Origin of the sequence: Simiduia litorea, assembly GCF_042853465.1 — a bacterium.
Lineage (GTDB): Bacteria > Pseudomonadota > Gammaproteobacteria > Pseudomonadales > Cellvibrionaceae > Simiduia > Simiduia litorea.
This window is the reverse complement of record NZ_AP031497.1, coordinates 2999696-3024984: the sequence shown is the minus strand read 5'-3', so window position 1 is coordinate 3024984 and position 25289 is coordinate 2999696. Positions and strand designations below refer to the sequence as shown.

General features: G+C 46.3%; 11 protein-coding genes. 9 read left to right on the top strand and 2 right to left on the bottom strand.

What is annotated here, in order from left to right; translation table 11 throughout:
• Positions 1 to 241: 241 nt before the first annotated feature.
• The 3 genes from fadB to ACGHTT_RS13320 all read left to right on the top strand — a co-directional run bounded on the left by fadB (position 242) and on the right by ACGHTT_RS13320 (position 12840).
• The gene (fadB, locus tag ACGHTT_RS13330) at positions 242 to 2389 is read left to right on the top strand and encodes a fatty acid oxidation complex subunit alpha FadB (protein ID WP_390591215.1); all 2148 of its coding nucleotides are present in this window, start codon (positions 242 to 244) and stop codon (positions 2387 to 2389) included.
• 11 nt (positions 2390 to 2400) lie between these two features.
• Complete coding sequence (gene fadA, locus ACGHTT_RS13325) at positions 2401 to 3576, top strand: acetyl-CoA C-acyltransferase FadA (protein WP_390591214.1); 1176 nt, start codon at positions 2401 to 2403, stop codon at positions 3574 to 3576.
• 957 nt (positions 3577 to 4533) lie between these two features.
• Positions 4534 to 12840 (top strand): FG-GAP-like repeat-containing protein, encoded by an 8307-nt coding sequence (locus tag ACGHTT_RS13320; RefSeq protein ID WP_390591213.1) that lies wholly within the window; start codon positions 4534 to 4536, stop codon positions 12838 to 12840.
• A 455-nt stretch (positions 12841 to 13295) separates the two neighbouring features.
• Here the strand turns inward: ACGHTT_RS13320 and ACGHTT_RS13315 are convergent, their stop codons facing one another.
• Positions 13296 to 14720: an IS4 family transposase gene (locus tag ACGHTT_RS13315; RefSeq protein ID WP_390591212.1), complete on the bottom strand. Its 1425-nt coding sequence runs from the start codon at positions 14718 to 14720 to the stop codon at positions 13296 to 13298.
• 148 nt (positions 14721 to 14868) lie between these two features.
• Here ACGHTT_RS13315 and ACGHTT_RS13310 point away from each other — a divergent pair, with 148 nt between their 5' ends.
• The 3 genes from ACGHTT_RS13310 (at position 14869) to ACGHTT_RS13300 (ending at position 21055) form a co-directional block, all read left to right on the top strand.
• Entirely contained in the window at positions 14869 to 15582 is a 714-nt protein-coding gene (locus ACGHTT_RS13310; protein ID WP_390591210.1) for a transposase, read from the top strand.
• 447 nt (positions 15583 to 16029) lie between these two features.
• On the top strand, positions 16030 to 17874 hold the full coding sequence (locus ACGHTT_RS13305) for a hypothetical protein (RefSeq protein WP_390591209.1): 1845 nt from the start codon (positions 16030 to 16032) through the stop codon (positions 17872 to 17874).
• A 1195-nt stretch (positions 17875 to 19069) separates the two neighbouring features.
• Positions 19070 to 21055, top strand: coding sequence for an alpha/beta hydrolase family protein (locus ACGHTT_RS13300; RefSeq protein ID WP_390591208.1), 1986 nt, complete (start codon positions 19070 to 19072; stop codon positions 21053 to 21055).
• An 866-nt stretch (positions 21056 to 21921) separates the two neighbouring features.
• Here the strand turns inward: ACGHTT_RS13300 and ACGHTT_RS13295 are convergent.
• Positions 21922 to 22572 (bottom strand): class I SAM-dependent methyltransferase, encoded by a 651-nt coding sequence (locus tag ACGHTT_RS13295; RefSeq protein ID WP_390591206.1) that lies wholly within the window; start codon positions 22570 to 22572, stop codon positions 21922 to 21924.
• A gap of 223 nt (positions 22573 to 22795) precedes the next feature.
• On the opposite strand from ACGHTT_RS13295, the gene ACGHTT_RS13290 reads away from it, so the two are divergent.
• From ACGHTT_RS13290 to ACGHTT_RS13280, 3 genes are all read left to right on the top strand, one after another.
• The gene (locus ACGHTT_RS13290) at positions 22796 to 23026 is read left to right on the top strand and encodes a hypothetical protein (RefSeq protein ID WP_390591205.1); all 231 of its coding nucleotides are present in this window, start codon (positions 22796 to 22798) and stop codon (positions 23024 to 23026) included.
• A gap of 145 nt (positions 23027 to 23171) precedes the next feature.
• The gene (locus ACGHTT_RS13285) at positions 23172 to 23927 is read left to right on the top strand and encodes a carbon-nitrogen hydrolase family protein (RefSeq protein WP_390591203.1); all 756 of its coding nucleotides are present in this window, start codon (positions 23172 to 23174) and stop codon (positions 23925 to 23927) included.
• Between the two features lie 545 nt (positions 23928 to 24472).
• A complete protein-coding gene (locus ACGHTT_RS13280; protein WP_390591202.1) occupies positions 24473 to 25186 on the top strand; it encodes a YebC/PmpR family DNA-binding transcriptional regulator in 714 nt (237 codons plus the stop codon).
• Positions 25187 to 25289: the final 103 nt, after the last annotated feature.

Below are 25289 nucleotides of genomic sequence, written 5' to 3'. Positions count from 1 at the left end.
AAAAGAACTAAACTTTTTCTCTTGGTCATATTTGCAAGCAAATGTGGTTTGTTTTGCTATTGAGCCGCAGGGCTGATTAACCGAGTCTATATTAAGTTATCGCTGGTCTATTCCTTTGGAGTGGCCGGCTCTGTTTTGTCTGCTGATGTAGCCCTTGTAGCCAAGCGCGCCCAGCATCGACAACGGATAGCGCACATAACAGTAATACCCGCCAACGGTTGGCGCCTAATGAGGAACACCCATGATCTATTCAGGAAAGGCGATTACGGTTCGCGCGTTAGAGCAGGGCATAGCCGAGCTATGTTTTGATCTGACCGACGACTCAGTCAATAAATTCAATCAATTAACCCTTAATGAGCTGAGAGAAGCGACAGCAGCCATCACTGCCAATGGCAAGGTAAAGGGGTTATTGGTCACTAGCGGTAAAGATGGCTTTATCGTCGGTGCGGATATCACCGAATTTGGCGCCAATTTCACCCGTTCCGAAGAAGAAATTGCGGCTGGTGTGTATGAAACCAATAAGATATTTAGTGCGGTTGAAGACTTACCTTTCCCGACCGTTACCGCCATTAACGGCGTAGCACTAGGCGGTGGTTTAGAGATGGCACTGGCCACCGACTTCCGCGTTATGGCCGACACGGCCAAGATCGGCCTGCCCGAAGTGAAGCTCGGCATCATGCCTGGTTTTGGCGGCACCGTTCGCCTGCCACGTGTGGCCGGCGCCGACAACGCCATTGAATGGATTGCCGCTGGTAAAGAGCAGCGCGCCGATAAGGCCATGGCCGATGGTGTGGTTGATGCCGTGGTTACTGGTGATAAATTGCGCGAAGCCGGTTTAGATTTACTCAGCCGCGCTATCAGCGGCGAGTTGGATTACAAGACTAAGCGTCAGGAAAAATTAGAAAAACTGAAGCTGAACGACATGGAATCTTTGATGGTTTTTGAAACCGCGAAAGGATTCGTTGCCGGCCAAGCGGGTAAGCACTACCCGGCGCCCGTGACCGCGGTTAAATCCATGCAGAAAAACAGCACGCTGGGGCGCGATGAGGCGTTAAAAGTTGAAGCCGCCGGCATTGCCAAATTGGCGAAAACCACCGTTGCAGCTAGTTTGGTTAACTTGTTCCTTTCCGATCAAATGTTGATGAAGAAAGGTAAAACCCAAGCTAAAGCAGCGAAAAAAGTTGAGAAGGGTGCCGTATTAGGCGCGGGTATTATGGGCGGCGGTATTGCCTATCAATCGGCCTACAAAGGCACGCCCATTATGATGAAAGACATCGCGCAAGCGGGTCTGGATTTGGGCATGGGCGAAGCGGCTAAGCTACTGTCGAAAATGGTTGAGCGCAACCGTATGACACCGGGCGAAATGGCCGATGTGCTAACCAAAATTACGCCAACACTGTCCTATGAAGGTATCGATACCGCTGACGTTATTGTTGAAGCTGTGGTGGAAAACCCCAAAGTTAAGCACGCGGTCTTGGCGGAAGTGGAAAACCATATTCGTAAAGACGCGGTGCTGGCTTCTAATACCTCGACTATCTCTATTGATTTCTTGGCGCAGCCTTTGAAGCGCCCCGAAAATTTCTGTGGCATGCACTTCTTCAACCCCGTGCACAAAATGCCTTTGGTGGAAGTGATTCGCGGTGCAAAAACGTCAGACACAGCGGTCGCTGCTACTGTTGGCTACGCACTCGCCATGGGTAAAAAGCCCGTTGTTGTACGCGATTGCCCAGGCTTCCTCGTTAACCGCATCCTGTCGCCCTACATGGGCTGTTTCATGCAAATGGTTCACGAAGGTGCAGACTTCGCGGCTATCGATAAAGTGATGGAAAAGTTTGGCTGGCCCATGGGCCCCGCTTACTTGTGTGACGTTGTCGGCATCGACACGGGTGTTCACGCTGGTGAAGTGATGAGCAATGGCTTCCCTGATCGCATGAAGTACGAATTTAAAACCGCGAGTGAGTTGTTATACGAAGCCAAGCGTTTCGGTCAGAAAAACAACAAGGGCTACTACAACTACGAAACCGATCGCAAAGGCCGCTTACAAAAAGTTGCTGACGCATCGGTATGGGACTTGTTAAAAGGCCACGTTGCTGAGCGTAAAGAGTTTAGCGAAGAAGAAATTTCTGAGCGCTTGATGGTGTCTTTGTGTTTAGAGTCTGTGCGGTGTTTAGAAGACAACATCGTCGACTCTGCCATGGAATTGGATATGGCTTTGATTTACGGCATTGGCTTCCCACCCTTCCACGGCGGTGCAATTCGCTACATGGAAACTGTGGGTCTCGCTAACTTTGTAGCGATTGCCGACAAATACGCGCACCTTGGTGGTTTGTACCAGGTAACCGACAAACTTCGCGCCAAGGCAGCAGCCGGCGAATCTTACTTCGCCTAAGGAGAACTACTATGAGTCTTAACCCAAGAGATGCTGTAATTGTTGATTGTGGTCGCACACCGATGGGCCGTTCCAAGGGTGGCATTTATCGCAATACGCGCGCCGAAGATATTTCCGCTGATTTGATTAACGGTTTGTTTGCGCGCAACCCAAAGTTAGATCCCGCAGAAGTGGAAGATGTGATTTGGGGTTGTGTTAACCAAACCAAAGAGCAGGGCTGGAACGTCGCGCGCATGATCAGTTTGATGACTGTTATTCCGCACACCTCAAGCGCCCAAACCGTGAGCCGTTTGTGTGGTTCATCCATGAGTGCGCTGCACACAGCTGCGCAGGCGATCATGACCGGCAACGGCGATATGTTTGTCGTCGGTGGTGTTGAACACATGGGCCATTTGCCCATGGATCACGGCGTAGATCCGAACCCACGTTTGTCTAAGCACGCCGCGAAAGCTTCGGGCATGATGGGTTTAACCGCCGAATTTTTGGCGTTAATGCACGGCATTACCCGCGAGCAACAAGATGCTTTCGGTGTACGCTCACATGCACTCGCGCACAAAGCTACGCTGGAAGGAAAATTCGCGCGCGAAATTCTTGCCCGTGAAGGTCACGATACCAATGGTTTTAAAATTATGGTGAACACCGACGAAACTATTCGTCCGGAAACCACCATGGAAAGTTTGGCGGCCTTGCGCCCTGCCTTTAATCCAAAAGGCGGTACGGTAACAGCGGGCACTTCGTCGCAAATCACCGACGGCGCTAGCTGTATGATCGTGATGAGTGCCGAGCGCGCGCAAGCCTTAGGCATCCAACCTATCGCGAAAATTCGTGCCATGGCGGTTGCTGGTGTGGATCCATCGATCATGGGTTATGGCCCTGTACCTTCAACCCAAAAAGCGTTGAAGCGTGCCGGTTTAACCATGGACGATATCGAGTTGGTTGAATTGAACGAGGCCTTCGCCGCGCAATCTTTGCCTGTGTTAAAAGATTTAGGTTTGCTCGACAAGATGGACGAAAAAGTGAATATCTACGGTGGTGCTATCGCGCTAGGTCACCCCTTCGGTTGTTCAGGTACCCGTATTACCACAACCTTGTTGACCGCCATGCAAGACAAAGGCGCCACACTGGGTGTGTCGACCATGTGTGTTGGTTTGGGACAGGGAATTACCACGGTTATCGAACGTCTTTAAACCTTATTAAGTTTACGTCCAAGGATGGACCGGTATAAATTTGCTCCTGCAATTTAAACACTCCCGCCGTCCGTGGCGGTCGTATCCGAAAGGAGGCATGGAGCCGATTCGGGTTTCGGTTGTTTACCCAACCGTCTTTTCAAACCGGCGCCCTAAAAAGCGCCGGTTTTTTTACGTCTATGGATGGACCGTATCCGAACAGAGGCATGGATGGCGCGGTTCGACGTTTCGATTCGGATTGCTGCAAATCACTCCTCTAGCATTCTTTAGCAACTATGCCGCGGGCGCATTGATGCGCAGAAGCGTGCTGCAGATCACTACAGGGTGTGGGTCCCCCTTTGGGTAGTATGCATCGATAAGATGCTGATCAAGCTCGGCGTAATGTGCTGCGGTGTTCGGTGTTTTGTTTATAGTAGTTGCAATTGCTTTTAGGGTGTTTTTCCAAGCGATAAAACCGTCTATCTTGTCTACGCTTGTAGAAGATTTCAAGTTGAAAGATGTCGCTTCCAATCTTATCAATCCATCTTTTTTTGTTTTTAAGTCGTCTCCTCACATTGTTATGGCTAGTCAGAGTTTTAGCTAGGCGGTTTTTTTAGGGCAGAAGATTGTTATTAAATTGCGTAACTACATCTACCTGTTGTTTTTTTAAATTTTGTAATGATCAGAGTATATTTTATCGTTCAGCCAGCGTTTCTCGCTAAAGACCTTACTGAATACAAGTAAATTTCAGCCCTTGCTATTTATATCGGTGTGCTGTGATTTAAGTCGGCGCAAGCTATTAATGTTGAATATAAATTCGAATTAATTATGGGGAGGATGGGAGTCTATTACCCCTAAAGTATATAAGGTTATATATTCCATTTATTATATAAATAGTTACTTTTTATACTTTTAATGTATGTATAAGATCGGCGGAGTATCAATAAAAATATTATAAATATCTTGGGGTGACATATCGTGCGCTTATTCATAGTCGCAGTATTCTCTATTCTTTTGTCCAATATTAGCTTTGGCCAAGCGTCCACTGTGCCACTAAGTGGACAGTTCCGAGTCAGTGAACAGGGTGCTGCAACTTATACCTTACCCATCCCAATACCCAGCGCGCGCGGCGGTTTACAACCTCAGGTCTCAATTTCCTATTCATCGGGAGGTTCTGGTGGGCCACTTGGTATTGGCTTTCAGTTATCTGCGGGCTCGGCTGTAACAAGATGTCCTTCCACTATTGCCCAAGACGGGCAAATTAAGGGGGTCGAACTCACGGCGAATGATCGGTTTTGTTTGGATGGGCAGCGATTAGTATTAATCAGCGGTAGTTACGGAGCTAACGGTAGTCTTTACCGTAAAGAGCTCGACGACTTCTCTATTATTACCGCGCTAGGTCAAGCGGCTGGCGGCGGGCCCATAGCTTTTTCTGTTTCAACTAAGTCCGGCGATACTCATTATTACGGCGCTGTGAGGCAAGTATTACCAAGTATCAATTTACAGGATACTGCTGGCAACGCCGATGCTGGTGATGCAAAGTTTTCTGTAGTTAATCGCGCTGGTGGCGATATAGCACTTAGCTGGAGCATAAAAGGCACTGTAGATGCAGTTGGTAACTTCATCAGTTATCAATATGGGTTAGATCTAGAGAAAGGCGAGCAGTGGTTGGCGTCGATAGCATCGGGTGGACACCTTGGCAGTAATAGTCGTCCGTATGTAAAAGCGACCTTTCAATATGAAGATCTACCCAAGCCGCGCAATGGCTTTATTGCTGGCGTGGCATTCAGTCAATCAAAACTTCTTAACGGCATTCAAATTCACCAGGATGATCAATTCTTAGATCGACATATACTCTCGTATAGTAAAAGTGATGTTATTGAAGAGCAGATATACCTGACGCAAATTCAACGCTGCGTATCTGAAGATCTATCAGATTGTTCGACGCCTGTGGTGTTTGAATGGAATAAACCTGATCAATTGACTGTGAATGGCACAGTGCAGGTTTACGACGATGAGACTGGCGTTTCCCTACCTTATACAATTCCAACATCTAATTTCACACCGTTTTCAAATCCGGCAGCTACGTCAGTTCCCAACAGTAATCGCTATACAGCTCAAGCCTTTGATATGACCGGCGACGGTAAGGGCGATTTAATTTATGTAAAAAACGGTACTTGGTATTTATCTTCATTTGACGGAAGTCTCGATCAGTCGCTTACCAGCGTTGGTGCTTCGCGAGCTGAGCACGCCATGTCTATAAATTATGACGGCGATGGACAGCGGGATTTACTTGTATCAGATCAAAGTACAGGTAATTGGCAGGTAATTTCGTTTAAACCTAGCCAGGTTCAAAATAGTTTTTGTGAGCCAGCAATGAATGGCGCTTCTATGTGTGAAAATTTTACACGTACGGTGAGCTACACGCTAACAAATCTTGGCATTGCTTCTCATGGTTATGATAGCAATGCCATGGTTGCCGATGTGAATGGCGATGGTCTTGAAGATATTCTCTTTGTTAAAGATAAAGCAATTCAGTGGTATAAAAATAATGGAGGTACATTTTCTTCCGCGGCTAATCTATATGCATTCTCTACAGGTTTTCAAGCTTCCTTTAGAGATAGCTTGCTGACAGAAAGATCAGCAAATTTAAAAACTGGCGCAGCCTTTGATGCGAACGGTGATGGTAGAACTGATCTGTTGCTTAAGATAACCAGCCAGAGAAGTTATTGTAAAAATAGAGAATTCGAAACTGACCCAGGTAACTGCCGCGACGCTGGTGGAACTTGGACAATTGATCCAGCTCAAACTAACTGGAAGTTATTTGTCGCTGGCGGTACGTTAAATTCGCCTAGTTATACGGAACGACAAAATCTCTCAAACGGCAGTATTGCTTCTATGCGTGCTGCTGATATTAATGGCGATGGAATTTCTGATCTCCTCTATTATGGCAGTGGGAAATGGTATGTACGCCTAGGCAATGGCTATAATTTCAATGCTCCGAAAGATACTAATTTAACTGCAACGCAAACCGAAGCAGACCGGTCTCAGTTTATAGATTTAAATGGCGACGGCCGTGCCGATATGTTAAAAGCTGTTGGCAGCAGTTCCTTTCATATTTTTATGTCGCGTCCAATGGACTCTGCAAATTCTATTTATTGGCAGTCTCGCGGTGTTATCAGTATGGATAACTCCCGAGTTTTACAATTTTCAGACACCCATGGTGAAGGTCGGTTAGATCTATATTCTGCCGACGGTAGTAAGTGGTATCGACATGCATCCAGAATGGATGAGTTTGAAAGCCTAGTTACCAGTATTACTGAAGGGTACGGCGTTAAAACCAGTATTCAGTATTCGCGTCTTACAAAAAATGTGAATGGTTCTCCAGAGGTTTATAAAACCCAAGCATCTTCGGCTGAGTCTGAAGTGGGGAATTTCTCCTTCCTAATGCCGATGGTAGTGGTTAAGCAGGTTGACACTGAAGTAACAGATTCAGCGACACTAGGTGTGGCTTATGAGTACGGTGGTTTACTCATTAATCGTCTTGGGCGCGGTATGCTTGGTTTTGAAATGTTGCGCACCAAAGATCTCCAAACAGGTGTTGTTAGCGAAACGGTTTATCACCAAAGCTTCCCCAAAGTTGGTGTGCCGTTAGCTACAGTACAACTGCTGGGTGCGCAAGAGTTATCGCGCTCAGAGAATACCTATCAGGTCACAAGTGCTTATCCAGATGTGTATGCAGTTCACAGTGAGAAAACAACTGAAATTAGCCGTCAAATCGGTTCTGATGGAGTTTTGTACCCGCTGTCAAAAATTGAAACCCGTCAATCTCAAATTGATACGTGGGGCAACGTCGGCTTAATTGAGGTTGATGTCACCAATTTAGCGACGGGTCAATTGGAGTCTTCTGTCTCTACAACCAGCGAATATCTTGGCCTGGGTGGCGGTGCCGAAAAGGGGCGTTTAAGTAAAGCTACTGTTACTAAGCAACGCTTTGGTCAGCGCGAAAGCACAGCAGCAATTTCCCGTGTCAGTGATTTTACCTATTACGACAATGGCCTGTTGCATACCAGTACTACCTCGCCCGGCGATGCTCAGCTAGAGGTGGCCACAAGCCAAGTTTATGACCAATGGGGCAATGTAACTTTAAAAACAGTGCGATCGAGTAAAGATGCTGCAGGCACAGTTCCTGAAACTCGCTCGGTGGTTTATCAGTATGATAGTCGCGGTCGTTACCTTGCATCTGAAGCCAATGCACTGAATGAAACGGCAACCTATCAGTACAATCAAACGTCGCCTAGTGCGGTCACCGGCTTAATCACGCATTCTCGGGTTACAGATGCCAATGCGTTTTATGTGGACTCCTTTAAGGATAGGTGGGGCCGTACTGCGCGCTCAGTAAGTAAGGATGGTGTAGAGGCGGTATCTACCTATGCACTATGTAGTAATGTTTCAGATTGTGGTGATTTTACTGGCTCGATCATTGTTGAAACGAAGACAGCAACTGGAAAGCCGACTGAGCAAGCCTTTTATGACCGCTTTGGGCGAGCGTTAGGTAGTCGTCACCAAGGTTTTGGATCGGGCTCTTGGGTCTATAAAAAAACCACTTACGACAATAAGGGGCGAGCTAGTCGCCATTACGAGCCTACTTTTAATGGCCCTTCGCAAATCAATTTCACCGAAATATCTTATGATCTCTTCGATAGAATCAGCCAGCAAACGATGCCGAATAATGGTGTTCAGCAAACAACATATGCCGGCCTTACTACGACGGTTACGGATAATCTTGGGGGCAGTACTACGTATACAAATAATGCCCTAGGTGATAAGGCGTTTGTTGACGATGCCCTAGGCAATCGTCTGGAGTATTTGTATGACGGCTACGGGAATTTATTAAAGGTTTGGGCTAAGGCTGCAAACTTGATAGAGGTTGTACGTACTCGTACGGAGTTTGATGCTTATGGTAGAAAGTTGGCGACAGTCGATTTGGATAAAGGCCGCTGGACATATACCTATAGTGGCTTTGGTGAATTACTGAGTCAAACTACGGCCAATGGTGATGTCAGTCGCTTTGAATATGATTTATTGGGTCGAAAAATAAAGCGGCTAGAACCGGAAGGTGTAAGCTGTTGGACTTACGGTAATATTACCAGTGGTGATGTTGGGCGCTTGTTAAAAGAAACGAGTTATTTGAATACCAATGCGGCGTGTGGCGCATCGGGCTTTGAAACACAGAAGTCCTATGGTTACGATGCATTTGGTCGTATGACGTCAACGAGCTATCAATATGGAACAGATAGTTACACCGTAGGATTTGATTACGATACTTTATCGCGCTTATCCACAACAACTTATCCCAACAACGCGCTGACGGTTAAAAATGAGTATAACCTGCAGGGTTATCTATATCGTCGAGTTAATCTGCAATCAGGTCTAGCTTTTCAAACCATCGTTGACATGGACGCACGCGGCAATGCGACCCAAGTGAATTACGGCAACGGTACTGAAGAAGTTCGCGATCATAAAGCAGATACAGGCTGGCTAAAAAGTATCACCTTGCAGCGGTCAACCTTGCTGCACAAGCTTGAATATCAATTTGACAGTGTGGGTAATTTAGAGTGGCGCAAGCATAATTTATCCATTGCACAAGCCTCCTGGACGGAAGACTTTCTATACGATGATTTGTACCGCTTAGAAGACCGGGTGATTACTGTTGGGCTTGATGGCTTAAGTGCCATGCCTGCCAGTTTCAAAGCCAATCAGACGTTTAGTTACGACGATTGGGGTAATATTAAATCTAAGTCCGGCACCGGTAACTATCAGTACGATACCGTTAATCCCTATCGACTGATCAATATTTGCGAGGCTGGTCCTTGCTCTGAGCCACTAACTCAGCCGGCGAGTCAAAGTTGTCCTGCCGGTTATGCCTATGATTCGGCTTCAACCAGTTGTAAGAAAGCAGAAGTCATTCCGGCGTCTATTGATTACAGCTACTCTTGCCCCGCGGGTTATACATTAAACGCTGCAACTAATGACTGCCGTAAGACTGAAACCTCTGCGGCTACGCCTAGCTACAGTTATTCCTGTGCTGCGGGTTATACATACAATGTCAGCGCCGGTAATTGCCAAAAGGCTGAAACCAAAGCGGCTAGCGCTAGCGCTACACCTACATGCCAAAGCGGCTATAGCTATAACAGTGCTACGAGTGATTGTCGAAAAACCGAAACCCAAGCGGCTAGTGTTTATTACACTTACACTTGCGCCAGCGGTTATAGCTATAACAGTAGTACGGGTGATTGCCGAAAGAATGAAAGCACTGCGGCAACGGTTTATTACACCTATTCTTGTGCCGCAGGTTACAGTTTATCAGGTACAACCTGTTCAAAAATAGAAACCGTCAATGCAACAGCTTCAACGACGTTAAGTTGCCCTTCTGGGTACAGCTATCACGCCGCTTCCGGTATGTGTCGTAAATTTCAAGGGGTTATCGCTGCGACTAAACCTAGTGGGTCCCATGTTGTTAGTTGTTTTGGTGGTGAACCCATGGGCGGCGGCAAGCGCCTATGGGAGTGCACTTTTCAAACCGCTCAGGTTTCCACTACAACCTATAGCTGTAGCGCTGGTTGGAGCCTAAGCGGTACCAGTTGTTCGCGCACGCTTACCGCAACGGCCACGCAAAATACCAATTACCAATGCAGTAGCGGTTGGAGTTTAAGCGGCAGTACTTGCTCGCGCACGCTTACCGCAACGGCTACGCAAAATACTAATTATCAGTGCAGCAGTGGCTGGAATTTGAGTGGTAGCAGTTGTAGTCGTGTGCTCACCGCAACAGCCGGAAGTCAGACTACCTACAGCTGTGATAGCGGTTGGTCATTAAGTGGTACCAGCTGTAACCGTACACTCAGCAATACGGCAACACAAAACGTTAGCTACAGCTGCGCAAGTGGCTGGAGTCTATCCGGCAGTCAATGCAGTCGCGTTTTGGTGCAACCTCAAATTGTTGAGGCGGTCAATCAGTGCCCATCTGGCTATAGCTACAACGCTGGTGCTGATAATTGTCAGAAACAGCAAACGCAGGCCGCGTCGAGTTCGATTAACTATTCCTGTCCAGTGAACTATTCCCTTAGCGGTACAAGTTGTTCGGCTACGGAATCGAAAGCGGCTACCGTTGGTGTGTCTTATAGCTGCCCTGCAGGCTACTCCTACAGCGCAACCACGGGTATGTGTCGGAAATTTCAGGGCTTTATTCAGCCTTTGCCGCCAACCGGGTCAAATATAGAGTCCTGCTCGGGCGGTGAGCCCATGGGCAACGGCAACAAAATGTGGGAGTGCTGGGTTCAAACGCCACAAGTCAGCCAGAATACCTACAGCTGTGATGCCGGTTGGTCGTTAAGTGGCACTACCTGTTCGCGTACCTTAACGCAGGCGGCGACCCCGAATACGGTGTATCAATGTGATAGCGGTTGGTCGCTAAACGGTACCAGCTGTAACCGGACACTGTCAGCGGCAGCCAGCGATTATTACTGCGCTGCCGGTTGGGCGCTAAACGGCAGCAATTGCAATCGTACTTTAACTGCCGCGGCAACCTTTGCTTGCCCAGCGGGATGGTCACTGAGTGGTAGCCAGTGTCAGAAAGCTAAGCCAAAAGCTTATGATTTTGTTTACGATGCACAAGGCAACGTGCTTAACGATGGTAAGCGTAGTTTTGAGTACACCAGCTATGACTTGGCAAGCCGTATCAGCAATGGCGCGCAATACTCTACTTTTAAATACGATGCCGGCAGGGCGCGTTATCAGCGTTTTGATAACAAACTAGAAAACGGCCAAATGGCGGCTTACAGCACAACCTATGTGGACGGGATGTATGAAAAGGTCGAACGCACCGGTGGTGGTAAAGCCAGCCTAACTGAGCATAAGTACTATGTGGGTAACGCGGTTATCACCCTACGATCAGACAGTACTAGCGATACTTTCTACATTCACAAAGATCATCAGGGTTCAACCACCACGGTAACGGATGCAGGCGGACAGGCCGTACAGCAATTTTTGTACGACCCCTGGGGCAAGCAAACCCATGCCTTTACCGCCGCTAAGTTAAACGATGTGATTGGCCCCGCATTTACCCGCGGTTATACCGGCCACGAGATGCTCGATCACGTGGATATAATTCACATGAACGGCCGCATCTACGACGCCAACATCGGCCGGTTTATGCAGGCAGACCCGTTTATACAAAGTCCAACGGTGTTTCAGAATTACAACCGTTATAGCTATGTACAGAACAATCCGATGAGCTATTCAGACCCTAGTGGGTTCTTTTTGAAGAAGCTTTTTAAGGCTATTGCGAAAATCCCGCTACTTAACGCCGTTGTGCAAATCGTCTTAGCTGTTTATTGTCAGGTGTGCTTAGTGGCCTATAACGCAATGTCAACCTATGCGGTAACCGGTAGCCTGAAGGCGGGGATTATTGCTGGTATTGCGTCTGCAATAACTCCAATGGGTGGTGGGTCTGGAAGTTTCGTGCAGGATTTCGTTGTGCAGGGCGTTATCGGTGGTATTAGCAGTGTTCTGCAGGGGGGGAAATTTGGCAATGGCTTTGTTTCCGCGGGCATATCGTCGCTTGGCGGTGCCGCAAGGGGAGCTTGGACAGCAGGCATAAAATCCATTGCCGGAAGGGCAATGGCTTCTGCCTTAATTGGTGGCACCGTGTCACAACTGACGGGTGGAAAGTTTGCCAATGGCGCTGCTGCAGGGGCGTTTAGAAGTTGGCTTAATGATCCTGCTAGGATGTCAACAGCTACTGAGAGAGCTCAAAAGGGGATTGCTGAGACTGAGCGTCAGGGTGCTAATCCTTTGAGTGTTGTGGGTGATGTGTTAAAGAGAATTTGGGCGTTACCGAATACAATTATTGGAGCTGTTTATGGTGGTATAGGAATGATATTTGGCGCTACACCTGTATGGGATAGCGATGCTGGCATTCTGAGATTTACTGATATGCCTACCTGGATGATGCCTTCGGCGATGTCATTTGGTCATGTACAGGTATTTGGACCCGGTGCTTACAAAAACCCAGACGGTACGCCAGCTTTAAATAGATTTGGTGTATCTGTTGTAACCGAGGAAACACTTCATACTAGGCAAGCTGAGGTTTTAGGACCTTTATATTTACCACTACATGCAGTAGCTATGAGCGCGTCACTATTATCTGGTGGTGGAACTCATAATAATAATGTCCTGGAGATGGGTCCTGAGCGTGGACGCAGTCCTTGGCCCTGGAGTAGATAAACCATGATAATGAAAATAAAGACATTGATGTTGTTATGTGTATTGGTTTTTTTCTTGATAGGCTGCCCTCGTCTGGCATACGTTGATATTTATAATAATTCATGGGTTAAAATAGAGGTTAATTCATCCGGTTATAAACACGAAATTCGACCGGGAGAGTCAGTTCGTTTGAAGTTGACGGGGCAAAATTTTGTTGTGGAATCCGAGCTGGGGCGGTGGTTTTATCCGCGGAATATCCCTTGCTTTGCTGGTGATTGCGAATATTTCGATGGGGTACTTAGAGTACAGATTAATCAAGATAGTAGGGCCTATTTGTTAAAGACCGATGAGGTTTTTCCAATAGTAGAATTCGTTGAGCAGCCTGAAGGTTACCCGTTGGTAGGAGTCGCCGATCAATGATCAATGGGGTCGCTCATTAGCTGGGATCAATGGGGTCAGAGTCGAATGGCACTAAGTTAAGCCGCCTGCGATAGCATTTCCTCTTTCAATACCGATCTCGGTTTTGTCATGAGTTTAAAGGGTTTTGGCCTTTGTTTTATTTGCCTAGGCTCAATCCGCCCTTGCCTTTGGTAGAGCGTGCACTTCATGATTTCGCTTAGCAAAAAACTTATGTTCATTACAGAGGTTTTGGTGGGTAGAGTGTTGCCGTTATTACAATAGGATATCAACGTTTGTACGCAAGATTTAAACGCCAGAACGATATCACCTGAACCATTTCCAGCTTCCGACATTAGGTAGCGTATAACGTTGAATACGATAAAAAACATCTGGATTTCTTTTCTAGCCATCTCAGGTGTTTTTGCTTTAATAAATTCCATTCCCAAAGTAGTTTTAAGGTCACGAAAGTAGAGCTCAATTCCCCACCGCTGGCGATAAAGCTCCGCAATCAATGCAGCAGGATACCTAACCTCATCCAGCAGCGTTGTTAGCAAGTAAACTCCCTTTGAACGGTACCCCGGAAAGCTGAAATCAACTTTTATCTGCCTCATCTGAATAGCATCAGGTAATGCAGACCAACGCTCTTTTGGGTATCGACTTCGAGCCACAGTGCTAGTGAATTTTGGCACGTTAATTAGAAGATCATTATCACCAATAATTTTTTCGGCGTCACCTGCTGAGACAGGCTTTCGACGTGCGAGAGCAACGATTGAGTCAACTCCAATATCTAGTAATCTAGCCTGGTCATAAAAGCAAATAAAGCCCTTATCACCAATAAAAACGTCATTTTTAGCGAAACTATTTTCTTGATCTCTAAGTAATGGTAATTCGTGTGAGCGTTTATTACCTACTCGGTAGTCTATTGCAACGCCAGTATGTAAATTACACAAAGCGCACAAACGAATCTGCGAAAAACCACAGCCTTCCTTTTGGCTCGATTGCTGAGGCCACACACCTTGATTTTCTTCCGTGTCAGCTGCTAAAAGCCCAGTTCCGTCGGCGCACACAACTCGCCGCCCCAAAAGGGGATGCTTAGTATCCTTTAGCTGCGCCGTGTGATTAAAAATGGTCGACAATAGTTCAGTTGGTAAGCGTTTTCTTGCTTGGCAGTACGCTGAAGTAGATGCTGATATGCTAGATTTATTACCCCTTTCAGAAGTTCGAAATTGATGAACAATTGACTGACAACTACTATCTGGCTGCAGGGCTTGAAGAAATAGCCCCCAAAACGTATTCTCGATGCTGAATATACGTCGTCTAGAAGTTTTAGGTCGATGTTCATCGAATAGCGATGCAGGGATAAATGCCTCAAGCACACGACCAATATTGGTCAGGCTGTGGGACTGAATTTTCTCCTTAAATTCCTTTATTTTTTGCGCTGCAGACTTCGGTTTTCTTCGTAGGCTTTGAATGTTAAAGTCGGGCGAAAGAAAGAGCTGCATAGAGGCGTTTCCGTAATTGAATACGAGGATATTTTATCGCATTTACAGCCCCAAGATCAGGCTTAACTTAGTGCCATTCGGGTCAGAGTCATTGATTTTATAGCCTAGGTCAACTAATTTTGGCCTAGGTTTCATTGAGAATCCTTTCTTGGCGCGTTTACCTCGTCTTTATTTGCCTGGCTGCGCCCAACATGTCATCCAGCGCGGTAATAATCGCGAAGCTTGTTTTTACGACGACGCTGACTACAAGGCCTATTTGGCTTTTCTCAAAGACGCAGCGGTTAAGTATGATGTTGCCATTCACGCGTTTGTATTAATGACTAATCATGTTCACTTGCTGGTTACCCCCAGTACGGAACAAAGTGTTAGTCGCATGATGCAGGCGCAGGGTCGCAGGTATGTTCAATATTTCAACTTCACTTATGGCCGTACTGGAACCCTTTGGGAGGGGCGATATAAATCTACGTTGGTGAGCACAGACAGCTATTTGTTAACGGTGTACCGCTATATTGAGTTGAATCCCGTTCGTGCAGACATGTTTGCGCATGCAGCGGATTACCCTTGGTCCAGTTATCAGCGCAATGCCCTAGGCAAACCGATTCAGTTGTTGACGCCGCACCCGGTCTATTGTCAACTGGCTAGCAATGACGTTGAGCGCCAAAAGGCTTACCGAGGGTTATTTCGTGGGCGTATGCCGGAGCGGGATCTGACCGCAATTCGAGAGGCAACCAACAAAGCCTGGGCTTTGGGGGACGATCGATTTAAGGCGCAGATTGAAGCCAAGACGGGTCGGCGAGCGACGCCTTTGGGCCGCGGCGGTGATAGAAAGTCAGAGGCATTTATTAGTGCAAAAAATGAATGACAATGACCCTATCGATCTATTAATCTCTACCGCAATTCAAAAGTAGCAGATGGATTTTGGCATTGAGCGTTGAAGCACACATAAAGCTAATAAATACTGTTAAGGGTAAGCATGATTACTAAATCGAAAGTAATGTTAACTGTTGCTCTGTGCGCAGCGCTAGTAGGCTGTGGCGGTGGTGGCGGGTCGGGTGGCGGACAGGGTGCCACAGTTACACCAACACCAACACCAACACCAACACCAACACCAACGCCAACGCCAACGCCAACAGGCTTTACGCCGGCTATTACCGTTAATTATCCTTGGCATAGGTCTCATACAGACAGTGATAAGGTAACAGTTCGAGGCACGGCTCGGGATAATGGGCGTGTCACATCGGTTAATGTGAATGGCATCCAAGCTAACATCGTAAGGTCCGCACCATTAAATTCTGTGCGTCGAGGAGCGATGGCTACCCTAGTAGATGTGGGTAGTGATGATGATAGTGATGATCAAGTAAGTTGGACTGCAACGATAGATTTACCGATCGGCGAGACAAGTATCGACGTCGAAGTTGTAGATGATGAAGGCTTGAGTAATGTGCCAGAAAATCCCACACTGATAAGCAGACTACAGTTACCTACTACCTTGATGAAAGGTGGTGCCGGTGAATTACTGGCATTACAAAATTATTCGCCTTCCTATAAATTAGAATTGGACACTCTCGCGGCAACAGAGCTGGGTGAATTTTCTGTCAATTGGGCTCCTGCGTTGGATCCGGCAACCAATCATATTCTGTCTGCAGATGTTAACGCTGGAGTTTTACAAATAATCAGTACGCCAGTGGACGGGGGTTTAAACGAAGTAGAAGCAAGCATAAGCTTAAACCATGACTCAGCAACTTGGTCCTTTACCAATGTCATCAGTAGTGCGTTTGATGCGGGTAGCCGTCGTTATTTTGTTATGGTAACGCGCTTTCCCATAGATCAAAGTATTAATGTGGAGGAGTCTGAAGTCTATAGTTTTGATGTGCAATCTAAAGCTTTAAGCCTTGTCACAAGCCAAGCGGTAGACGACAGAGAAGCTTTTTCCGGTTCTGCTATCGTCTGGGCAGATAGTAAACTCTTTGCCTTGGAAAGCCTCAATAGTCTTAATGTAGGGATCATTGAAATAGATGTGGATAGCGGATTGCGCTCAAGCATGATTGCTACATTGGATAATACAGCGGTACTTTTGACGGCAGATTCAAATAACTCGGCCCTATATGCCGTCGGCATAACCAGTATTGCCAAGATAGTATTGGCTGATAGTACCGTAAGTTACTTTAGTGAAGGCGTTGACAATCTGGATTCGCCTTTTGATCAGCCCCGATCTGCAGTATTTGATCTTTCTGGTAATCGAATTTGGGTTGGGGATGACGGTGTAAATACTGTATATGCAGTTGATTTGGATTCCGGTACCCGCACCGTTCCTGTCAAAGCAGGTGTCGGGGATGGTGGCCCCCTACAGTTTCCCCGAGATCTTGCATTAAGCGGAGACGCGCTTTTAGTGCTCGATGATCAAGGAAATGCTCCCTCAAAATTGTTTTCTATTGATCTGGATAGTGGTGATCGTACTACGCTCATTAATATTGAGGGCGGTAACGGTGCGGGCGCCAGCGGTTTAGTTGTGGCAGAAGATGGGCTTGTTTATTATGGTACCAATAATGAAATTTATTCCTATGACCCTACGACAGAAGTTAAACGCCAGCTATTAGGGGCAGGTGTTGGAACCGGTGTGGTTGTAGGGAGTGTGACAAGCTTTAGTTTAGATGAAGTGGGCGAAAGGCTATTGGTCGCGGATTATGTAAATGGTCACATCATTGCTGTCGATATTGCAACCTTACATCGTTCGAGTGCCTATCGCTATGAAGATCTTTCAGTAACGCTAGTGACAGATTTTGTGGTGACCAGTGAAGGCCTTTATGTGCTGGATGGAGCGCGAGGAGAACTCAGCTTTTATAATTTTTTAACGGGTGATAAAAGTGTGTTGGCCGATACTTGTATGAATAGGATCGGGCAAAATGTTATGAGTTTCGACTATAACTCACTTAATACGGTGACCATTCGGGCTGACGGTAAGGAAGCGCTATTAGGTGGTTCACCCATGGTGCGCTTTGATTTGGAAAATAATGTATGTAGTTTGGTAGAGCGCGGTAGTTATTTAGTGAGTGCAGTCTATGTGGATGGCGATAAAATTCTCGCAGGCGCGCAAAACCGTATCGTAAATATTGACTTACCCTCTGGCGAGTCAGTCACTATTTCCAAGTTGTAAACGAAAGTATTGGTTGGAATGGAGGCGAAAACTGGCGACAGTATTCGCCTTAAGTTTCCTTCTGTTCCAAAACGTATCGTATTACTTGTTGTAAGCTGCTTGTCCGCAGGCCTTGATAGTATTTATAAGACTTTGGTTTTGTCCATATTGATCTGAAGATAAAACCTAGTCTCTATTATTCCCAACCTCATGGTGCCGCTGGTGCCTTTGTGGGCTTGGTCAATTCGAAGTTCGCTCTGAATTCCCGCGCTTCGCGCACCATCCGATAGGTGAATATCTTTGGGTAGATATACATTTGCCAAGTGTTGCCATTGGATTGGGTGATGCCCTAGCGTACGAATAGCTCTTTTGTGTCTGCATCTATAAGAGAAAGATTGCACCGGTGCCCAGCCCGATTCCCGGGCATGGCCCCCGTACTGTATTAATGCATCTTCACTACCATTATTGTGGCGATGATCATGTTTGAATTGCAGGCCTGTTTCTGTCTTGGCAACGATTCACGAGCGCGATGCATCACGGCCTAGGTGAAAAAGAATGAGTAATTTATTGCCGTCGCAGTTATGAATGTTCATGACCAATAACTTTCCGTCAAAGCCGGCATTTGGTGCATTTCTACAGAAGCCTTCTCCGAAAATATTGACTAAATTGCTCTTAAACAGTCGATGAATTACATTCAGTGATGTCCATGTCTCGATTTAAGTGGAACCAATTTCTAATAAAAGATGGTGGTGGTTTGGTATTACGGCATAAGCGCACTCGTGTATGAACAATATTTAGGTTGGGTGATAATTATACCTTCAATCCGTTGCTGTCGATTTTCGAAATTGTTGCTCTAGGTATCAATGCCACAGCGAAAGCTGCAGCGCACGGATTGCTGGATGAGTAGCTTGGAGTGGTTGATATGATGAGGAGCTGGCAGGGGCTTGCATAGTTCCTTTTACTAATAATCTAATGGCGGCGAATTTGGCTCTAAATTTGCAGTGAATTTATTTGTAAGGAATGAGTCGCCGTTGAACACCTAAAGCTTGACCGCCATACGCAGCTCTCGATAAGCCGCTTAGCGCTGCTACCAGAAACTAAATCCCTGAGTATCAATATCCGTGAATATAGTGATTTTCTGCTGTTTTGTTTTATGGCTTTTAGTTAACATGAAAATAATTAAAAATAACCGTCAGAAATCATGAAACGATCCAGATTGCCTACTTTATTCGCCATCTTCACGTTTATCTTGTTCAGTTTTATCGCAATGTCAACTTATGCTGGGCTAAGCATTGATGATTTTCTTGCTGAGCCAGATATCTACGACGCTGAGTTTTCTCCAGATGGTAGATACCTTGCCTTGATCATGAAAGACGGCAACAGCCGCACACTGATCATCCGAGACTTTGAACAAGAAGGCTACCCAATTACTGGCACAATGAAGAGCGGGTTTATCAGACCTAGCTCAGTGACCTGGGCCAACAACGAGCGCATTGTTGTCAATTTATTGGTGCCTGAAAAAATTACAGAAAAATCCTACTTGAAACGTGTCAAAAAAGATCCGAGCTTTAGTCTTGATAAATACCGCATGTCACACAGGTCCGTAGCCATGGACGTCAATGCAAAAAATCAAGTTCTGCTGTTTAATGATAACTACAGGCTAAAGATGAATAGAAATCTATCTTCGATTTCTAACTTTTTAACCAAGGACAAAGAGCACATTATTATGCCCGCTTGGGGCAGCAATTCCTATGATTTGTACAAGGTAAATGTTTACACCGGCGAGGTTGCACTATTAACGCGCGGCATAAGCCGCACCTATCAATACATGACAGATGTGGAAGGAAACCCTCTCTATCGACTCGACTACTATTATTATAGGAAAAGTATCATTATCCATGAATTTTCAGACAATGAGGAGTGGGTAGAGGCCGTAGAAGTATTTTTAGAGGACGAAGAGATAGAAGATCGGCAATACCTGTTTTCGCTATCGGATGTAAACAAGCTTATCTATCGCAAACGAAACAAAGATACTGGCTTCTATGAAATCATAGAGCGCACAAGCAAAATGGAAGACACAAGAGTTATCGCAGCACTTCCCAATACAGATATACACTCTGCAATTATCGACAGTAGAACAGGCAACTATCTGGGCTACCGAACGCAAATTGATAGAATAGAAAATCACTATCTAGACAAAGATCGGCAACAGACATACGACTTTATCGCTAGCAATATTCCGAATAGCAGTTTTGGTGCTTGGGCATCGAGAGAAACAAGCAAAAGGGTGGTCATAAGGGCTAGTAGTACCGACAACCCTGGAACCTATTTTATTTACAACTATCAAACGAAAAAGCTCACCTTTATTGGCGATATCTACAACAATCTCATCCCGGAAAAGTTGGCCACACCGGCTTTGGCGAATTATAAGGCTAGAGATGGCCTGAGTATTCGTTTATACATCCTGCTTCCTCCTGGCTATAAAGCTGGAAAAATGGCGCCTATGGTGATCATGCCCCATGGCGGCCCTCATGCACGAGATTATTCAACGTATGATATGTTCGCGCAATTCGTTGCCAGTCTCGGAAATATTGTTATTCAGCCTAACTTTAGAGGCTCTACTGGCTACGGCTTAAAATTTGAAGAGGCTGGATACAAGCAGTGGGGGGGAACCATGCAAAACGACTTAACCGATGCTGTCAATTTCATGGTGGAAAAGGGTTATGTCGATGCCGGTCGGGTTTGCATTGTTGGCGGCTCCTACGGTGGCTATGCCGCGCTCATGGCGACTGTAAAAACACCCGATCTATTTCGGTGCAGCATTAGTATTAATGGTGTATCCGATTTAAAAGCGCAAATTAAGCATAGCCGCAAAATTTTCGATGATGAAAAAGGCAAGGATTTCATTCGCCGATCGATGGGCGATCCGGATGTAGACTCCGACATGTTGGATGTCAACTCTCCCTATTTGCATGCAAAAAAAATTCAAACCCCCATTTTGATGATTGCGGGTGAATTTGACCGCAGGGTTCTACCCAAACAATCTAAACTCATGGCCGAGTCATTGGAAGATGAGGGCAAAGAGTTTACGTTTATAAAAATAAAGGATGCCGGTCATAATATATTCGAAGAGAATGAGGCTGCCAGACAGGTATTTCAAGAAGTGGAGCGATTTCTGAGTAAATATCTAGCCGATCATTAAATAGTTCTATAACGGTAACCTTGGTAAGTTATTGTGGGTCCTATGATGAACAGCTTGAATTCATTAGGCCTTTATCAGTTTAATGGCTTTTGAGCTGGTTTGTTTCTCAAATAGGTTAATGATGAACCGAGATAGTAGTGCTTTCGATGAAGCGCGGATAAAGTAAAGAGCCGGTCGTTGCTGCTACCTGTGCTTGACCGATACGTCTGGTTTAAGTAAATAGCATCGATTGCGGAACCCAGGAGTTTACGTTTAGTTGCTAAGCACGCTCAAGAACAAGAGCATTTGGTCTACCCCTATTAGGCGGAAGTAATGCTGCTAGCGTAAGTGTTAAACCGTTTTCAATCACTGAGCGCAGTCAAGTCGTCGAGGTTTTTGAGGTGGTGTGTTATTGCCCCACTAGGATGAACATAAGCTCATGTTTGAGGATCAGGTAATAATGCTAGCACTACTAATGCTAAACCTATAGCAGCTTGGGTCTTGCGCGGACTACGTAAATTTATTTGCTCGACGTGAGCTGATTTATGTGAATTTATGTTTTTTCCTGATGCCTAATCAGAGGGCGTTGCTTAGGTTTATGGTGCCGATATCAATGCAACCAATTCAAAGTTAACGATTGAGGCGTATATTGTCGGCCAGTTTCACGGTAAGCCTGATTTTGCCCTGATCAAGTTAGGCTTGGGCAGGTTAAGCTTATCGTACGGGAGTCGGATGACAGTCAGATAGTATCTGTTGGCTTAAAATTGAGGTTGTCGAATTAGATGGCTCGTAAGATGGTTGTATGTTTGTGAGACGATTTGAAAGTTTTATTGTTGTAGCGAAACCATCTGCCGCCAAGTTCAATAGCCCCTTTTTAGTTGTTTGCCTTAACGATTAAATTTAAGAATATGACCTTTAAACTCAGCGGTTAAATAACGAGTATGGCTTGGCTTGTGGTGCGAAAAGGTAAATCCAAATGTCACCATTTCTGTGCTGAGTTTATTTTTTCGGCCGCGTCCAGGGTCGACCAAAATAACCTCGCAATTTGGCTTGGCGTGTTGGTTGATAAAATTTGCTAATAATTTTATATGCTGGTCTTCGTACAATAAATCACTGCCAATAATCAGATCAAAGCACCCGAGTGTGGCGCTTTTTTCGGACCAATCTGCACGTTCAAAGTTAATGGGCTTATCGCTATTGAGTAGCGCGTTTCTTTGCAAAAAGCATTCAACTTCTGGGTGGTAATCGGTTGCCGTGATATCGGCGTGTTGTTTATTGAGTAGTAGGCTGCTCAGCGCCATACCGCAGCCAATTTCAAGTATTCGTTTGGAGCCGGTGTTGCAGTCGAGTATGTGGTGGGCCAACACCAAGCTCGACGGCCAAATCACCCCAAATAGAGACCAACTCGCGGAGGATATGCCCAGTTTTTCTGCAGCGCCCTCTGGGTCGTGAAATTCTTGGGCATCGCGTAGGGTGCAAAGGTGAATATCGGTTTTACCAAACTCGACGGTCTGATAACGCAAACGAGGGATAGTCATTGGGCTGCCTAAATAGCTTAGCGCAAAGCCCGCCATTTCGGATAAATGACACAATGGCGTTGTCGCTCAAGAATACAGCAGCCGGCAGGAAAGGCAATGTGAATCGCTTGATGGCATCGTTTTAACGGCGACCTGATTGCTATCGCTCGGTATGATTTCGGACAAGGTTTGCGTATTATTGGGTATCTATAAATCGGATTATTGTTCATAAAAGGGAAAGACTATGGCTCATATTGAAATGTCTCTGCTGTCTATTGAGTGCTTCATGAACGACGGCAAGCTTGATGCCGCCGAGCTTGACAAAATGGTCGCTTTAGCTGAGGCAGACGGGGAGATCACGCCAGAGGAAATTCAGGTGTTGAGAAGCGTTATTAAGCGCATTAAGCCTGAAGAAGTAGATGCGCCAATGAGAGCGAGGCTTGAGTCTTTGAGTAAAATCATTAGCGCTAAATGAATAAAGGGGTATTTTTAGCCTCTGACTCGGTTGAATAGCTAAATATTTATCGAGATTAGGCAGATAGTTATTTGGCTAGCTGGTGTTGTCAAATGACACAATAATACTAAGACCTAGATGAAATCTTTTCTGTAGGAGTGACCTCTTGAGCTTTTCCATCGCTGCAGCCCAGATACCGGCTATCAGAGGCAAGCTTTCAGTGAATGCCCGAGCGCATATGCAAGTGGTGGCGCAAGCTCATGGGGAAGGGGTTAACTGTCTGGTATTTCCCGAATTATCCTTGACGGGCTATGAACCGACGTTAGCCGCGGCCTTGGCGCTAAACATAAATGATCCCTGTTTTGTCTTGCTTGCGCAGCAAGCCAAGCGCTACCAGATGACTATTATCGTGGGCGGGCCCTTGGAAACCGACGCTAAGCCTGCTATCGGAGCATTTATCATTCCTCCGAATGGCCCTATTAAATCCTATCGGAAGTTATTTTTGCACGATGGTGAAGCGGCTTTTTTTCAGCCTGGCGATGCGCATTGTGTGGTCGAAGTTCATGGGCACCGCTTGCTAAATGCTATTTGTGCCGATACGAGCCAGCCAGAGCACGCAGCTGCTTGTCGCACCCATGAGGCGAGCATCTATGCCGCTGGCGTGCTGATTACGGAGGCAGGCTACGAGCCAGATACAGGGCAGTTACAAGATTATGCGAAGGCACATGATGTCTTGGTGGTGATGGCCAATCACTGCGTAGAAACTGGTGGTTTTGAGCCCGCAGGTAAGAGTGCTATATGGGATAGCCGAGGCTTAGTGAGCAGTGCAGAGGGTCTAGAGCCTTGTTTGGTTATTGCAACCCAGCACGACGATCAATGGCGTGGTCGCCGGGTGCCACTGTTGGTGGATGTGAGTCAATAGCGTTTATGCCCCGACTGTTGCTGTAGCTGCTCATCGTGTTCGATGCATGCGAAGCTTTTTCTAGTTTTGAAGATTTCTAAACACAATCCTGCAAGCGGCATTAAACCTTTGCCGCTTGCATGCATACTCTAAGAGGCGCGCCAGTCACTCGGCTTGCAATCGTTGCGCCCGTCTAAGGGTTTGTTGATGCTACTACCGTGATTGCGCTCACGGAGGCAAGTCATAACTCGTTACTGGGGCCATCTACGTTGAGCACATCGGCAATAAAAATATTTTGTCGGCGACGTCGTGCGCTTCAAAGGCGTACTTAATATCGACTTGCTGTTTCGATCTGCGCTTGTAATATCGTGCAGCATGGGTCGGTCCAGTAGTTTTTTGGTTGCCGAAATGCGGGAAAGTCTCACGTGTTAGTGGCTAGGGTGCCCGCGCCAATCTTAGTCTGTTCAGCCAATGTAAGTTTTACCAGAGCTTTAGGCGGCGGCTTGCCTGAGATCTCAGGCCCTGTAAAATAAGCGCTTTCGTGACCCACATTGAGAACCGTGATTATGGGCAGAGCCTACCAAAACCGCAAAGAGTCCATGGCGAAAACAGCGGATGCCAAATCCAAGGTGTATAGCAAATACGGCCGTGAGATTTATGTGTGCGCGAAATCTGGCGGGGTTGAGCCCGAGGGTAATCTGACCTTACGAAACTTGATTGATAAAGCGAAAAAAGACCAGGTACCTGCGCATGTGATTGAGAAAGCCTTGCAAAAAGCCAAGGGCGCTGGCGGTGAAGATTTTGCTCTGGCGCGTTACGAAGGTTATGGCCCCGGTAACTGCATGGTTATTATCGAGTGTTTAACCGATAACCCCAATCGTACTTTTGGCGATGTTCGCCAGTGCTTTGTGAAGACGAAAAGTAAAATCGGCACCCAAGGTTCTGTCGCTCATATGTTCGATCATGGCGCTTTGTTTGTGTTTACCGGCGACGAGGAGGCGGCGTTAGAGGCCTTGATCATGGCCGACGTTGAGGTGATTGAACTGGAAAGTGAAGGCGATAAAGTGACCGTGATTACGCCCCACACGGAATATTTCAAAGCGAAAACTGCGCTCCTGGATGCGATGCCTGAACTCGATTTCGATATGGATGAAATTCAGTTTTTACCCAAGACCACCGCCCCTATCGAAGGTGACGACATTCCGTTGTTTGAAAAATTTATGGATATGTTGAACGATGTGGACGACGTGCAAAACGTTTATCACAACGCCGACATTTAATGAGTATCGCGATGTTGGAAAAAGCCGCTGGGTTTATCAGCGGCTTTTTTTTGTTCGCTATTTATACCGCCTGTAAGGCATAAAAAAACCCGATGATTTGCGT

Coding starts and splice junctions, on each gene's coding strand:
- fadB (WP_390591215.1), top strand. CDS start 242: ATGATCTATTCAGGAAAGGCGATTACGGTTCGCGCGTTAGAGCAGGGC.
- ACGHTT_RS13315 (WP_390591212.1), bottom strand. CDS start 14,720: ATGCAGCTCTTTCTTTCGCCCGACTTTAACATTCAAAGCCTACGAAGA.
- ACGHTT_RS13290 (WP_390591205.1), top strand. CDS start 22,796: ATGGCTCATATTGAAATGTCTCTGCTGTCTATTGAGTGCTTCATGAAC.
- ACGHTT_RS13280 (WP_390591202.1), top strand. CDS start 24,473: ATGGGCAGAGCCTACCAAAACCGCAAAGAGTCCATGGCGAAAACAGCG.
- ACGHTT_RS13305 (WP_390591209.1), top strand. CDS start 16,030: ATGGCTACCCTAGTAGATGTGGGTAGTGATGATGATAGTGATGATCAA.
- fadA (WP_390591214.1), top strand. CDS start 2,401: ATGAGTCTTAACCCAAGAGATGCTGTAATTGTTGATTGTGGTCGCACA.
- ACGHTT_RS13295 (WP_390591206.1), bottom strand. CDS start 22,572: ATGACTATCCCTCGTTTGCGTTATCAGACCGTCGAGTTTGGTAAAACC.